Annotated in this window: 12 protein-coding genes; 8 read left to right on the top strand and 4 right to left on the bottom strand. The window is 61.8% G+C overall.

Annotated features, from left to right (window positions below; translation table 11 throughout):
* Positions 1–59 precede the first annotated feature (59 nt).
* The gene (locus MMG94_RS07625; RefSeq protein WP_026016310.1) at positions 60–398 is read left to right on the top strand and encodes a Rieske (2Fe-2S) protein; all 339 of its coding nucleotides are present in this window, start codon (positions 60–62) and stop codon (positions 396–398) included.
* A gap of 80 nt (positions 399–478) precedes the next feature.
* Here the strand turns inward: MMG94_RS07625 and MMG94_RS07620 are convergent, their stop codons facing one another.
* Together MMG94_RS07620 and MMG94_RS07610 are read right to left on the bottom strand one after the other, a co-directional pair.
* Complete coding sequence (locus MMG94_RS07620) at positions 479–2488, bottom strand: EAL domain-containing protein (protein ID WP_425272289.1); 2010 nt, start codon at positions 2486–2488, stop codon at positions 479–481.
* Positions 2489–2851: 363 nt separating this feature from the next.
* The gene (locus MMG94_RS07610) at positions 2852–3814 is read right to left on the bottom strand and encodes an alpha/beta fold hydrolase (protein WP_244415365.1); all 963 of its coding nucleotides are present in this window, start codon (positions 3812–3814) and stop codon (positions 2852–2854) included.
* 207 nt (positions 3815–4021) lie between these two features.
* Between MMG94_RS07610 and MMG94_RS07605 the strand changes: the two genes are divergently transcribed.
* Positions 4022–4609: an NADPH-dependent FMN reductase gene (locus MMG94_RS07605; protein WP_016920316.1), complete on the top strand. Its 588-nt coding sequence runs from the start codon at positions 4022–4024 to the stop codon at positions 4607–4609.
* Between the two features lie 46 nt (positions 4610–4655).
* On the opposite strand, the gene MMG94_RS07600 is transcribed toward MMG94_RS07605, so the two are convergent.
* Complete coding sequence (locus MMG94_RS07600) at positions 4656–4919, bottom strand: hypothetical protein (protein WP_154419947.1); 264 nt, start codon at positions 4917–4919, stop codon at positions 4656–4658.
* Between the two features lie 46 nt (positions 4920–4965).
* The gene (gene fdhF, locus MMG94_RS07595) at positions 4966–7845 is read right to left on the bottom strand and encodes a formate dehydrogenase subunit alpha (protein ID WP_016920314.1); all 2880 of its coding nucleotides are present in this window, start codon (positions 7843–7845) and stop codon (positions 4966–4968) included.
* 588 nt (positions 7846–8433) lie between these two features.
* Between fdhF and MMG94_RS07590 the strand changes: the two genes are divergently transcribed.
* From MMG94_RS07590 to MMG94_RS07565, 6 genes are all read left to right on the top strand, one after another.
* Positions 8434–9300, top strand: a complete 867-nt coding sequence (locus MMG94_RS07590) for a hypothetical protein (protein WP_020372450.1) — start codon at positions 8434–8436, stop codon at positions 9298–9300.
* A 15-nt stretch (positions 9301–9315) separates the two neighbouring features.
* Positions 9316–9861, top strand: a complete 546-nt coding sequence (locus tag MMG94_RS07585; protein ID WP_157212442.1) for a DUF2478 domain-containing protein — start codon at positions 9316–9318, stop codon at positions 9859–9861.
* A 157-nt stretch (positions 9862–10018) separates the two neighbouring features.
* Entirely contained in the window at positions 10019–11020 is a 1002-nt protein-coding gene (locus tag MMG94_RS07580; protein ID WP_016920310.1) for an LLM class flavin-dependent oxidoreductase, read from the top strand.
* A complete protein-coding gene (locus tag MMG94_RS07575) occupies positions 11017–12045 on the top strand; it encodes an ABC transporter substrate-binding protein (RefSeq protein ID WP_016920309.1) in 1029 nt (342 codons plus the stop codon). The genes MMG94_RS07580 and MMG94_RS07575 overlap by 4 nt, the downstream gene beginning before the upstream one ends.
* A 1-nt stretch (position 12046) precedes the next feature.
* Positions 12047–13048: a FecCD family ABC transporter permease gene (locus MMG94_RS07570; RefSeq protein WP_016920308.1), complete on the top strand. Its 1002-nt coding sequence runs from the start codon at positions 12047–12049 to the stop codon at positions 13046–13048.
* On the top strand, positions 13045–13845 hold the full coding sequence (locus MMG94_RS07565) for an ABC transporter ATP-binding protein (protein ID WP_016920307.1): 801 nt from the start codon (positions 13045–13047) through the stop codon (positions 13843–13845). Before MMG94_RS07570 ends, MMG94_RS07565 begins: the two co-directional genes overlap by 4 nt.
* The last annotated feature ends 74 nt before the right edge of the window (positions 13846–13919 follow it).

Here is a 13919-nt window from a genome sequence, read left to right as displayed (position 1 = left end):
GATGCTGGTCCGCAACTTGCGTCGAGACCGTCAGCATGGTCCGCTGGGAGGCGATCGCGATGGCCTACACCGCAATTTGTCACATTAGCGCCGTGAGCGAAGGCGGCATGGGACTGTTTCAGGCCGGCAAGAAGAGCGTGCTCGTGGTGTGGCCGGCAGGCAGCGAACTCAAAGCCTATCGCGGGCGTTGCCCCCATGCCGACATGCCTCTGACCGAGGCCAGTTTCGACGGGCGAAAGGTGATGTGTCCGCATCACCAATGGGGTTTCGATTGCGCGAGCGGCAAATGCGTCACGCACGCCGTCCGAAACGCGCTTCATCCCTATCCGCTGCGTGTGGAAGGAGAAGAGATTCAGGTCGATGTCGGCCCGGTCAAGCCAGCGCGCGCCCCGGCGTGAGGATGCGCTTTTTTCATGCCGGATGAAGGTTGCGGCAGACTTTTCCGCGAATGAGACAAAGTGGAAGAGGCGGGCGTAATCTACTTGGCCATGCGGCGTTCGCGGTCTCTTGCTTTCTCGGCGTCGTCATATGCGAGATGAATGTAATCCGAGATAGGCCGCGGGCGTCCGATCAGATAGCCTTGCAGCTCGCTGCATCCTTCGGCTTTGAGAAATTCCTGTTGGGCTTCCGTTTCGACGCCTTCAGCCGTCACCGGAATCCCGAGGCCGCGCCCAAGACCGATGATTGTCCGCACGATCACCGCCGAATGCAGAATCTTCTCCAGATTCATGACGAATGACCGATCGATTTTGATGCGATCGAACGGGAAGGACTGGAGATAAGAGAGCGAGGAATACCCCGTGCCGAAATCATCCATGCTGACGCGAACTCCGAGGGCCTTCAGCGCGCGAAGAGTCGCCAGCGTTCGCGAATGATCGTTGATGAGCACGCCCTCGGTGATTTCGAGCTCCAGGCGGCTCGGCGCGAGGCCCGTGTCGAACAGGACCTGATGCACAAGCTGCTGAACATTCGTCGTCTGGAACTGAATGGGCGAGAGATTGACGGAGACCCTGATATCCGGGCGCCAATTCGTCGCCTCGCGGCACGCCTGCTCGAGCGCCCATCCGCCGATCGCCACGATATGGCCGCTCTCCTCCGCCAGGGGAACGAAAACCGCTGGCGACACCATTCCCCGGCTGGGATGCGACCAGCGGAGCAGCGCCTCGAACCCCACGATGCGTCCGTCCAGCGCGGCTTGCGGCTGATAGTGGAGCTGAAATTCTCCCTGCTCCAGCGCGTGCGCCAGGTCATGTTTGAGCAGTTGGCGTTCCTGCAACTGGGCGTCGAGATCGGCGTCGAAGAAATGAATTCGACCGCGGCCGTCCCCTTTCGCGCGATAGAGTGCGGCATCGGCGTTGGCGAGAAGTTTCTCCTCATCCGTTCCGTCATCGGGAAACAGCGCCGCGCCGATGCTGACGCCGACATGGATCTGATTGCCGCGAATCCGGAGCGGCGTCTCGGCGAGTTCGAGCAGACGCTCGCAAAGCTCCGCCGCGGCCTCTGGCTGAGCTCCTTCGGTCAACAGGATCATGAACTCGTCGCCGCCGACGCGGGCGACAAAGGCGTCCTGCGCGACCTTTCTGAAATTGCCGGCGACCTCTCCCAATAAAGCGTCGCCGCATTGATGGCCGAAGACGTCGTTGACATCCTTGAAGCCATCGAGGTCGACGAAAATCAGCGCGAAATTGCCGTTTTTCGCGCGCGCGTCGGCGATGGACGCACGCAGGCGTTCGGTGAAGGACGCCCGGTTGGGCAGGCCGGTAAGAAGGTCGTGGTGAGCCAGATATTCAATGCGTTGCTCCGCGCGGCGGGCTTCCGTCACATCCACGCTGGCGACCATGACGGCGTCGACGCCGTCGAAAGGGCAAGCGCGCGCATATAGGGTCGCATCGACAAAGGCGCCGTCGGCCTTTCTGAATTGGCAGGTCTTCGGTTCGAAGGCGATCTGGTTGGCCGAGCTGAATCTATTTGGCAGATCGGCGCATTGCCTTGCGCCGCAGATCTCCATGAGCGACATCGACAGGAAGCGCTCTTTCGAATAGCCATAGTGATCGACGGCGGCGTCGTTCACACAGAGAAATTGCAGGGTCTTCGCATCCACGACCCACATCGGCACCGGATTATTTTCAAGCAGCAGCTTGAAGGAATTTTCTCGGCGTTTCAGGTCGGTGATGTCGACATGGACTCCCAGCCGCCCGCAATTGCCGAGGCGCCGTTCGGCGACCCGGATGCAGCGTCCGTCGGAGAATTCCTGTTCGTAAAAATATTCGGCCGCGTGTTGATGCCGGGCGATACGATCTTTCAGCCACTCTTCTTCGCAACCGACGGCTTCCCGGAAGAGACCGCGCTCGACCTTCGTGCGGATGAAATCCTCAAAGCGCACGCCCGTCAGATCCTGCTCGGGAAAATCGGCGTATATGTCGGCGTAAGGCTGGTTCCACATGACGAAGCGATCCTCTTCGTCAAAAAAGGCCAAACCTTCGGGCATGACGAGAAACGCCTGCCGAAGAAGTTTGGCGAAATCCACGAGCGCATCCGGCTTCTCGCCGCACGCCAGGGCGCAGGACCTATCCTCGCAGCCGGGCCCCAGTTGCTGATCTTCCAGGAAAATTCGCTTTTGGCCATTTGAATGAGTTTTCATAAGAAATTCCAACTGGCGAGGCTGTGCGCATATGTAAATGCGCGAGTCCTATCGTTTTGTTCTCGCCTGCTGTTTAAAGCCCGATTAATGTCTTTATGCTGAGCGTTTAGTTTCGTCCCGGCCGCGCCTTTTACACAAAGCGCAGGATGGCCAGGTTAACGAAGGCTTGATCCGGCCTCTGTGACGCGGGCGACGGGGAAGCGCGCGACGTCATCCGCCGGCGAGAAACTTACCCACCTGCTCGCAGAAGAAATCAGGCGCTTCGTCGGCGACGAAATGGCCGCTATCGTCCACGATGAGCGACGTCAGCGCGCTGGCCTGCGGCCGCAGCGCTTCGGCGAGCCTCGCTCCCACGCTGTGGCGCCCGGCGATCGTCAAAACAGGCATTTCGAGCTTGCGGCCTTGAAATGACGCGACCATCGCGGCGTCCTCGCGAAGAGCTCGATAATAATTGAATCCCGCCGTCATGCCGCCGTCCGTGGCGTAGCGCCGGGCGAACTCCGTAATCGCCTCTTCGGAGACGGCGTCCTTCTTGTGCGACCACGTCCGGATCTGTGCGGCGATATACTCCCTTTCCCTGCCTTTCGTGAGCATCTCGGGAATTTCCGGCGCCATGTGGAATCCATAGTGCCAAGCGCCCCCGTGGGCGGCGTCCATATTCTCCGCGCCGGGAATGAGGCAATCCGCCAGAACCAGTTTTTCGACATGCTCGGGGTAGAGATGCGCGAGCGTGAAGGCCGCCTTGCCGCCCATGTCATGTCCGACGACATGAGCCCGCCCGTCCGCAGTCTGATCTATGAGATCTCGAATATCGGCGGCGATGGTTCGCTTGTCGTATCCGCCGACGGTCCTTTCCGACAATCCAAGCCCGCGCAAATCCGGCGCGATGAGGGTGAAACGCGATGAGAGCCGCTCCATGACGCCGCGCCATGCGAACCAGGTTTGCGGCCATCCGTGAAGCAGGACGACTTTCGGCCCGGAACCGGCTCGCACATAATGCAATCTAATGCCGTTGACCTGCGCGAAGAGACTGACCCCGCCTTGCGGCGGCGGCGCCTCGGACTCCGTCCACGCCGGCTTCCCGGCGGACGGCTGGTCCGACGGAGGCGCTGCGGAGACGGGTCCGCCGACGGCGAGGGTCGATGCGCCCAGTAGGAAATCACGGCGTTGCATGTTGATCATTCCGTAAATACAGCCAGAACTAATTGTCGCATCAAGAGACTAAATAATGATCCTTTTTTGACGTGAGGCTCGCCGGGTTTCCGTCACAAGTTCGCTCGATCGCCCTACGCGAGTCCGTTCGGCTCTGCGCGCTCTCGATGCCGCCGAGGGTCGAGCCATTATGGTAATAAGTTCGGACGAGGGGGCACGGAGATCATCTTGCCGGAAGCATCGCCATCTGAAGACCGTTCCGCCACGCTTGTTCTCATCAGCGGAAGCTTACGCGCCAGATCGGTCAATGGCGCGGTCGTCGCGACGGCCGCCAAACTTGTTCCGGCCGGCATATGCGCCGTCATCTACCGGCAACTGGGCTCTCTCCCCCATTTCAACCCCGATGACGACAACGATCTTCTTCCAGAGGCCGTCGCGGAGATGCGCGCACAGCTTCGAAGCGCCGACGCGATTTTGTTCTCGACTCCGGAATATGCAGGTTCGCTGCCGGGCAGCTTCAAGAATCTGCTGGATTGGACGGTTGGAGGAAGCTGCATCTACCGCCTTCCCGTCGGCTGGATCAACCCCTCGCCGCATGGCGGTTCCCACGACGCTTATGCGGCATTGCGCATCGTGCTCGGTCGAGCTGGCGCCGACATCGTCGAAGCCGCATGCCGGGACATTCCCGTTCCGAGGGACGCCGTCGACGAGGACGGTTTCATCGCCTCGCAAGAAATCCAGACGGGCGTCAGCCGCGTTGTGACGGCGCTCGCCGAGGCCGCATCGGCCCGACGCGGCGCGGCCGCTGCGAAGTAGGGGGCCTGGCGAGGCGCTCGCCGATTCGCGGCCGCCAACCATCGGATCACGCCCCCATCAAAATCCACCTCGCGCTGACGCGGTAGCCCTTCGCATAGCGCCGGGCGTCGTCTGGCGTAATGGCGCGTTTTCCGGATTCGTGGTCGAGATAGTCCTTGAGGCTCCAGCGCCGATAGGCGACGGCGGCGCCGGGCGTGGCATAGCCCGCGATTTCGCGCGCGCGGACAAGTCGCTCCGCCGCGGCGGGGTCCGCGTCTGCGAGATGGCCGGACGCCAGAAAGAATTGCTCATGTGACGGCGCAACGGTCATTTTCATCCTCCTCAACAGCCGCGGTTCCTGCGACGTCCGACGACGCTCACTCCGCCGGCGGCGCCGGGGCTTCGATCCTGCGGCTGTTCTCGGCCATGGCGCGATAGCGCTCCTGCCATTCGGTCGGGCCGTTGGAGGGCGAGACCTGCACGGCGGTGACTTTGTATTCGGGGCAGTTGGTCGCCCAGTCGGAATTGTCCGTCGTCACGACATTGGTCTGGCAGAGCGGATGGTGGAACGTCGTGTAGACGACGCCCGGCGCCACGCGGTCGGTGATCTTCGCGTGCAGCGTCGTCTCGCCGGCGCGGCTTTGCACGCGCACCCAGTCGCCGTCGCGCACGCCGCGCAGCTCCGCGTCATGCGGATGGATTTCCAGCACGTCTTCCGGATGCCACTGGCTGTTCTCGGTGCGACGCGTCTGCGCGCCGACATTGTATTGCGACAGGATGCGTCCCGTCGTCAGCAGCAGCGGGAAGCGCGGGCCGGTGCGCTCGTCGGTCGGCACATATTCGGTGATGACGAATTTGCCCTTGCCGCGCGCGAAGCCGTCAATATGCATGATCGGCATGCCTTCCGGCGTGGCGTCGTTGCAGGGCCATTGCACGGAGCCAACCTCGTCCAGCTTCTCGTAAGAGATGCCCGCGAAAGGCGGCGTCAGGCTCGCCATCTCCGCCCAGATCTCGCTCGGATGCTTATAGTCCCAGTCGCAGCCCATGGCGTTGGCGAGCATCTGCGTCGCCTGCCAGTCGGCATAGCCGGCCTTGGGACTCATCACCTTGCGCACGCGCTGCACGCGGCGCTCGGCGTTGATGAAGACGCCGTCCTTTTCGAGGAAGCTCGCGCCCGGCAGGAACACATGGGCGTAATTGGCCGTCTCGTTGAGGAAGAGGTCCTGCACGATGAGGCAATCCAATGCGCCGAGGCCGGCCGAGACGTGCTTGATGTCGGGATCGGATTGCAGAATGTCCTCGCCCTGCACATAGAGGCCCTTGAAACGCCCTTCGACCGCCGCGTCGAACATGTTCGGGATGCGCAGGCCCGGCTCGGGATCGAGATCGACGCCCCAGGCCTTTTCGAAGAGTTCGCGCGTGTCATCGTTGGAGACGTGGCGATAGCCTGGATATTCATGGGGGAAGGAGCCCATGTCGCAGGAGCCCTGCACATTGTTCTGTCCGCGCAGCGGATTGACGCCCACGCCCTTGCGGCCGAGATTGCCGGTCGCCATGGCCAGATTGGCGATGGCCATGACGGTGGTCGAGCCCTGGCTATGCTCGGTGACGCCGAGGCCGTAATAGATCGTGGCGTTGCCGCCGGTGGCGTAGAGCCGCGCCGCGCCGCGCACGAGATGCGCCGGAACGCCCGTATATTGCTCCACCGCCTCGGGGCTGTTGCGTTCTTCGGAAACGAAGGCCGCCCAGTCCTGATATTCGTCCCACTCGCAGCGCGTCTGGACGAACTCCTCGTTGACGAGGCCTTCCGTGACGATGACATGCGCCAGCGCCGTGACGATCGCGACATTGGTTCCCGGCTTCAGCGGCAGATGGAACGCCGCCTCGATATAGGGCGTGCGCACCATCTCCGTGCGGCGCGGATCGACGACGATGAGCTTCGCGCCCTCGCGCAGCCGTTTCTTGATCTGCGAACCGACGACCGGATGCGCGTCGGTCGGATTGCAGCCGATGATGAGGATGACGTCGGCGCCCTCCACCGAGTCGAAGTCCTGCGTGCCGGCCGACGTGCCGAAAGCCTGGCTCAGCCCGTAGCCTGTCGGCGAATGGCAGACGCGCGCGCAAGTGTCGACATTATTGTTGCCGAAGCCGCTGCGGATGATCTTCTGCATCAGATAGGTTTCCTCGCAGGTGCAGCGCGAGGAGGTGATGCCGCCGACCGCGAGGCGGCCGTATTTTTCCTGAATGGCCTTGAAACGCGACGCCGCGTAGGAGATCGCCTCCTCCCAGCTCACCTCGCGCCACGGGTCGGTGACCTTCTCGCGGATCATGGGCGAGAGCACGCGGTCCCGATGCAGCGCATAGCCATAGGCGAAGCGGCCCTTGATGCAGCTATGGCCGTGATTGGCCTTGCCGTCCTTCCAGGGAACCATGCGCACGATCTCCTCGCCGCGCATCTCCGCCTTGAAAGCGCAGCCGACGCCGCAATAGGCGCAGGTCGTCACGTCGGAATGTTCGGGCTGGCCGATGGCGATGACGGAGTTTTCGACGAGCGTCGCCGTCGGGCAGGCCTGCACGCAGGCGCCGCAGGAAACGCATTCCGACTCCATGAAAGCTTCATGGACGCCGGGCGAAACGCGGCTGTCGAAGCCGCGCCCCTCGATCGTCAGCGCGAACTGCCCCTGCACTTCCGAACAGGCGCGCACGCAACGATTGCAGACGATGCATTTGGAGGGGTCGTAGGTGAAGTAAGGATTGCTCTGATCCTTCGGCAGCCACTCTTCGTTGGGCTTGCCGTCATTGCGGGCGAAGACATGGTTCTTCCCGTCATAGCCGTAGCGCACCTCGCGCAGGCCCACCGCGCCGGCCATGGATTGCAGCTCGCAATCGCCATTCGCCGCGCAGGTGAGGCAGTCGAGCGGATGATCCGAGATATAAAGCTCCATGATCCCACGCCGGATGGCGTCGACGCGCGGGGTGAGCGTCTTCACCGAAATTCCCGGCGCGACGGGCGTCGTGCAGGAGGCGGGCGCGCCGTTGCGGCCTTCGATCTCGATGACGCATAGCCGGCAGGAGCCGAAGGATTTGACCATGTCCGTCGCGCAGAGCTTCGGGATCTCGACGCCGATCTCCATCGCGGCGCGCATGATCGACGTGCCCTCGGGAACCGTGACGCTCTTGCCGTCGATCGTCAGCGTGACGAGGGTTTCCGACCGCGACGCCGGCGTGCCGAAATCCGTTTCCTTGATCAAAGCCATGGTCGCAAATCCCTGTTCGCCTCGCCGGGCTGCGCGATTGCTCGTGGTTGCAGCCGCCCGTATCGGAAGGTCGATGAATGATTTTAAAGCATCAATTGATCAATACCAAAATATCAATCGGCCGATTTGCTTAGAGAATTATCACGAATTGACCTAGATCTGAAAAATATGCTGGATATGTGTCAGCCTATTTTGGGTGATTTTTGAAGAGTTGTTAATGTCTATCAATCGAAATAAAAATTGAATACATATCGATTTTGAGATTTTCGCTTCGACGCGCGATCTTTTGATTTGGAGCCGCGTCGCGCCCGTCGCCGGGTTTTCCAGGCGTCAGGCGGTTTTTATTTCCTGTTCCGCCGCCCAACGCCAAACGCGAAGGGGCCTATAGGACAAAAAGCGGCCGGCGCCGCGGCGGCTCCCGTCCTGTTTGGTTCCCCACAATTTTGCGCGCTTTCGACGTCATTGTGCGTTAGCCGACCGTTCGAGAAGCCTCAGCCGGCCGAGGATATGGATATATAACATAAGAATATAGCGACGCCCATTTTGGCCCGGCCTTTGCTCAGACCTGATTTGAAAGGGGGTCTCAGCATGGACGACTTCTGCCCGAACGCCTTTCTCTCCGACCGCGCTGGGCCATATGCGATCATTCTCGGCACGAATGAAATCGCGTCGGCCGTGGCGGTTCGTCTCTCATGGGAGCGTTTTCGGGTCGTGATGAGTCACGACCCCTTTCCGCCCGTTATCCGACGCGGCATGTCATTTCACGACGCGCTGTATGACGATCGAGCCGAGGTCGACGGGATCGTCGGCGAGCGCGCCGAAACCGCGGTCGATATCGTCCAGACGCTCATGGCTTCCGGCCGGGTCGTCGTCACCCACCGCCAGCTAACGGACCTGATAACGCTCAGAACGCCGACGGTCGTTGTGGACGCGCGCATGCAGAAGCACCGGGTGACGCCCGATTTGCGCCGGCTCGCGCGGCTGGCCGTCGGCGTCGGACCGAAATTCGCCGCGCACGAAAACTGCGACATCGCCATCGAAACGCATCCGGATCGCACCGGCGATCTGGTGGCGTCGGGCGAGACGCGGCTCGCCGACGGCGTCGCGCGGCCGCTCGGCGGAGCCGGCAAGGAGCGCTTCGTCTATGCGAACCGGCAGGGCGTCTGGCGCACGCCGCTCGATATTGGCGCATTGGTCTTTCGCGGCTTCGTGATCGGTTATCTGGAGGGCTCCCCCGTTCGCGCTCCGATGGACGGCTATCTGAGAGGCGTCGCCCGCGACGGAACGCCGACGCCGGGCGGCGTGAAGCTCGTCGAGATCGATACGCGCGGGCGGCAGGCCTGCTGGACCGGCACGGACGAGCGCGGCCGGGCGGTCGCCTCGGCGGTCGTCGAAGCGATCGAGAGAACGCTTGGCCGTCATGCGCCAGCCATGACGCAATTGTCGCTGCATTGAATGTTGGAGGCCTCGATGAAACTCGCAGTCAAACGCATCGCAGCCGTTCAAGGCGCCTCGAGCCCGCTGATCCAAAACACCCTCTACGCCTTTGCGCAGCAACTGCGCGATCAGGGCCTTCGGGTCGCGGGGGTCGTGGAAATTTCCCGTTGCGCGGAAGAGGGACGGTGCAAAAGCCTCAGCGTTCGGGATCTCAGCTCCGGCGAAACTTATTCCATCTCGCAGAAACTTGGCGGAGGATCGGAGGCCTGCAATCTCGACCCAAATGGCCTCGCTTTGGCCTGCGGCATGATCGAGGAGGCGATCGCGCAAGGGGTCGACGTGGTCGTCCTCAGCAAATTCGGCAAGCTCGAAGCCGCCCGCAGCGGATTATGCGATGCTTTCCGCGCGGCGATGATGGCCGACATACCGGTGATTACGGCCGTTCCTCCGCCGCTGGCCGAAGATTGGGACCGCTTCGCCGGCGAACTGTCGGAATTCGTCGACGCGCATGTGAATGCGCTTTCCGCCTGGTGGCATAATCAAAGCGCGTCCTTCGAGGGATGCGAGCGCCCGAATTAGGATGGGCCGCGCCAACGATGCGCAAAAAGCCGCAGATCTCGCCATTCCTTTTTACTTGCGGCGGCCGGCCTGCCTCATATAGCGCTATATTTGTAACTTATATATCCAGATGCCCGAGGCTGTCTGGCGTGGAAGTCTTCGTCCCAAGAGACAGAGCATGAAATTCGGCGTCTTCTGCACCTACGAGAACCCCGACGCCGATTTTGCGCGCGCTTATTCCGCGCAATCCAAGCTCATTCGCCGCGCCGAGGCGCTGGGTTTCGACGAGGCCTGGGTCGCGGAGCATCACTTCGACCCGGATGCGGCGAGTCCGTCCATCTTTCCGCTGATCGGCTATCTGGCGGGCGTCACCTCTCGAATCCGTCTTGGCTCCGCGGCCGCGCTCCTTGCCTTCCGCAATCCGATTCAGGTCGCCGAGGATGTTGCGACGGTCGATGTGCTTTCGGGCGGGCGTTTCGATTTCGGGGTCGCCAAAGGCGGTCCCTTCGCGCTCCAGAACAAGCATTTCGACGTCGAGGAGAAGGATTCCCGCGCCATGACCGTTGAAGCGCTCGAGCTGATCGATCGCCTCCTCAACGAAGAGACCGTCAGTTTTCAAGGGAATTATTATGCGTGCGACCATGTGTCGATCGCGCCAAGACCGCTTCAATCTCCGGTTCCGACCTATGTCGCAACCGCCACGCCCGACGCCGTCGCCTATGCGGCGCGGAGGGGATTCGGCATCATGGGCGGCTCGCCTTTTCCGATCGAGCGCATCGTTCAGGCCGTGGAAGCCTATCGTGAGGCCGGAGGGCCGGAGGCCGATCCCAGGCTCATTCTGGCGCGCTTCTATTTCGCGGCGCGGACAAGAGACAAAGCGCTCGCGCAGGCCGTTCCTTTCATTCATCGCTTTTCCGAACGGATGCAGGGAATCTTTCTGGCGCGCGGTGAAAAAGGGCCGGTCTTCGATCCGAGCGGATTGATCGAACGCTCATTGATCGGCAGTTTCGACGAGGTGCGCGACAAAATCGCCTTCCTGCAAGAGCGAACCGGGTTTCGTTCCGTCATTCTCAAACCGGCGTCGCTCGACGAAGACCGAAATCTCGGCGCGCTCGACGATTTCGCCGAACATATTCGACCCTTCGTCACGCAAGCGCCGGAAAGGCAGGCAGCTCTATGAACCGTTTCGCGCGCCTCCTGCTGGCGATCCTGTCTTTTGCGACGCCTTGTCTCGCATCCGCGCGCGAGATCGTCGACATGGCGGGCCGCCATGTCGCGATCCCGGACAAAATCGCGCGCGTCTACGGCTCGTCGCCGCCTGCAACCTTGATGATTTACGCGCTCGCTCCGGAAATGATGATCGGGCTCAACACGCCCTATCTGGTCGGCGAGAAATCCTACCTCCGCAAGGAAGCAGCGAATCTGCCGGCTCTCGGAAGCCAGGCTGGTTTCGGGCGCACGCTCAATCCCGAAGAAGTCATGAGCCGCCATCCGGACGTCGTCATCGCCTGGCTCGATCGCTTCGTGGACAGCGCCAAGGCGGAGTCGAGCTTCTCGAAGATGGGCCTGCCCGTCGTCTTCGTGAAACTCGACACGCTCGCCGACTATCCGGCGACATTTCGCTTCCTGGGCGATCTTTTCGGCAAGAAGGAAAAGGCTGAAGCTCTGGCCGCCTATGTCGAGGACGCGCAGGCGGGGGTGAAGCGCGCCGTCGGCGACATCCCCGCCGCCGAGAAGTTGCGTGTCTATTACGCGGAAAGCCCAGATGGTCTCGCGACGGATTGCGACAAGAGCTTCCATGCGGAACCGATCGTTCTCGCCGGCGGCGACAATGTCTATCACTGCGGTCAAGCCAACCATATGGGAATGGAGAAAATCGCGCTGGAGCAAATCGTCGCCTTCAGGCCGGAAATCATATTGGCGCAGGACAGGAGCTTCGCGGGGAGGGTCATGACGAACCCCTTTTGGCGCAACGTCCCCGCGGCGAAGGACGGGAAGGTCTTCTACATCCCGCATGAACCTTTCAATTGGCTCGACCGGCCCCCGAGCTATATGCGCGCATTAGGCATACAGTGGCTCGCCAATTTGTTTTATCCGAACCGTTTTCCCCTCGATTTGAAAGCTGAGACAAAGAAATTCTACAGCTTCTTCCTCGGCGTCGAGATCGACGACGCGGACGTCGATCGCATTCTCGGCAAGAATTGACGTGAGCAGGCTTTACCTCTTGCCGCCGCTTCTCGCCGCTGCGATGCTTTTTGCGCTCGGCGTCGGCCGCTATCCGCTCCCGCCGGGCGAGATCCTCGCCTATGCCGGTTCCGCGCTGGGCGTCGTCGAGTTGCCGCCCGAGCGCGCCGATCTGTTGCGCAATCTCATCGTCGAGATCCGCCTGCCGCGCGTGCTCGGGGCGGCGCTGATCGGCGCGGCGCTGTCGGCGTCGGGCGCCGCGTTCCAAGCTGTGTTCCGCAATCCTCTCGTGTCGCCAGGAATATTGGGCGTGCTCGGCGGCGCGAGTTTCGGCGCGGCGCTCGGCATTCTCGTCTCGGGAAACTGGTTCGTCGTGCAGTTCGCCGCTTTTGGAATGGGCGTGGCGGCGGTCGCGACTGGCGTCCTGATCGCCAATCTTTACGGCGCGCCCTCCATCATCGTGCTCGTGCTCGGCGGCATGATATCGGGCGCGTTCTTCAACGCGCTCCTTTCAATCGTGAAATACGCCGCCGATCCGGCGGATCGTCTTCCGACGATCGTCTATTGGCTGATGGGCAGCCTGGGCGGGCTGGAGCTTGCGCAAGTCGCTTACGCCGCCGCGCCGATACTCGCCGGCGTGACGCTGCTCTCCCTTTTCGGACGCGCTCTCGACGCGATGACCATGGGCGACGATGAAGCCGCCTCTCTTGGCGTTCCGGTTCATGCGCTGCGCTACGGCGTCATCGGCCTCGCGACGCTCATCTCGTCCCTCTCCGTCGCGCTCGCGGGCATGATCGGCTGGATCGGGCTCGTTGTCCCGCATATTGCGCGGCTCATGATCGGGCCTCTCAATCGAAGGCTCATCCCCGCGAGCGCGCTGCTCGGCGCGACCTTCCTCATTCTCGCGGACTGCCTCTCCCGCAATATCGCCTATGCGGAGGCGCCGATCGGCGTCGTCACCGAACTGCTTGGCGTTCCAGCCTTCGTGCTCGTCCTGCGGCATGCGCGGCGAGGCTGGGTATGAGGGAAGCGACGAAGGCGAACCTCACGGCGCGAGATATTACTTTCTCGAGAGGGGAGCGACGGATTCTCGACGGCGTCGGCCTGTCGATTTCGCAGGGGGAGACGGTCGCGCTGCTCGGGCCGAACGGCGCCGGCAAAAGCACCTTGTTTCGCATCCTTCTCGGGTTGATGAAGCCGGATGGAGGTTGCATCGCTCTCAACGAAAGCGACATCGCCAATCTCGGACGTCGTGAGCTCGCGCGTCAGATCGCTTACGTTCCGCAAGGGCATGTCACGCCTTTCCCATATCTGGTCGCGGACGTCATTCTGCTCGGCAGGCTTCCACACAACGGGATCTTTGTCGAACCGAATGCGAAGGACCGTCGCGTGGCGCATGACGTCGCCGCACAGCTCGGCCTGACGCCATTGCTGTCGCGCCCCTATACCGAGATATCCGGCGGTGAGCGACAACTCGTGCTGCTGGCGCGCGCGATCGCGCAGGAAGCGCAATTTCTTGTGCTCGATGAACCTTTGACGGGTCTCGATTTCGGCTTCCAGATACGAGTCCTTCGATTGTTGAGACATCTCGCCGATGACGGACGCGGCATTCTTTTCAGCACGCACCATCCCGAACATGCGCTCCAGATTGCGAACCGCGCCGCTGTTCTTAAAGACGCGCGCGTCATCGCCGACGCTCCGGCGCGGAGCGTCATAACGACGGAGATGATTGAAAAGCTCTACGGCGTAACCCTGCCGGCGCCCATCGATTGGCCGCTTTGCCTGCGCGACGAACAAATCGTGGCAGAATTGCAACGCTGACGCTCTAATGAATACTTGATGTATTTATCTTCTTGCCGCCTCTTCTGTGAATCGGTTGTATAATATCGATACAT

The organism is Methylocystis parvus OBBP, from assembly GCF_027571405.1.
Classification (GTDB): domain Bacteria; phylum Pseudomonadota; class Alphaproteobacteria; order Rhizobiales; family Beijerinckiaceae; genus Methylocystis; species Methylocystis parva.
Note: the sequence above shows the minus strand (reverse complement) of the source record. Positions and strands in the feature narration are given on the sequence as shown.

Bases quoted from the DNA above. Each gene is read 5' to 3' on its own strand.
- MMG94_RS07625 (WP_026016310.1), top strand. From the start codon at position 60: ATGGCCTACACCGCAATTTGTCACATTAGCGCCGTGAGCGAAGGCGGC.
- MMG94_RS07620 (WP_425272289.1), bottom strand. From the start codon at position 2,488: ATGCCCGAAGGTTTGGCCTTTTTTGACGAAGAGGATCGCTTCGTCATG.
- MMG94_RS07610 (WP_244415365.1), bottom strand. From the start codon at position 3,814: ATGCAACGCCGTGATTTCCTACTGGGCGCATCGACCCTCGCCGTCGGC.
- MMG94_RS07600 (WP_154419947.1), bottom strand. From the start codon at position 4,919: ATGACCGTTGCGCCGTCACATGAGCAATTCTTTCTGGCGTCCGGCCAT.
- fdhF (WP_016920314.1), bottom strand. From the start codon at position 7,845: ATGGCTTTGATCAAGGAAACGGATTTCGGCACGCCGGCGTCGCGGTCG.
- MMG94_RS07590 (WP_020372450.1), top strand. From the start codon at position 8,434: ATGGACGACTTCTGCCCGAACGCCTTTCTCTCCGACCGCGCTGGGCCA.
- MMG94_RS07585 (WP_157212442.1), top strand. From the start codon at position 9,316: ATGAAACTCGCAGTCAAACGCATCGCAGCCGTTCAAGGCGCCTCGAGC.
- MMG94_RS07580 (WP_016920310.1), top strand. From the start codon at position 10,019: ATGAAATTCGGCGTCTTCTGCACCTACGAGAACCCCGACGCCGATTTT.
- MMG94_RS07575 (WP_016920309.1), top strand. From the start codon at position 11,017: ATGAACCGTTTCGCGCGCCTCCTGCTGGCGATCCTGTCTTTTGCGACG.
- MMG94_RS07565 (WP_016920307.1), top strand. From the start codon at position 13,045: ATGAGGGAAGCGACGAAGGCGAACCTCACGGCGCGAGATATTACTTTC.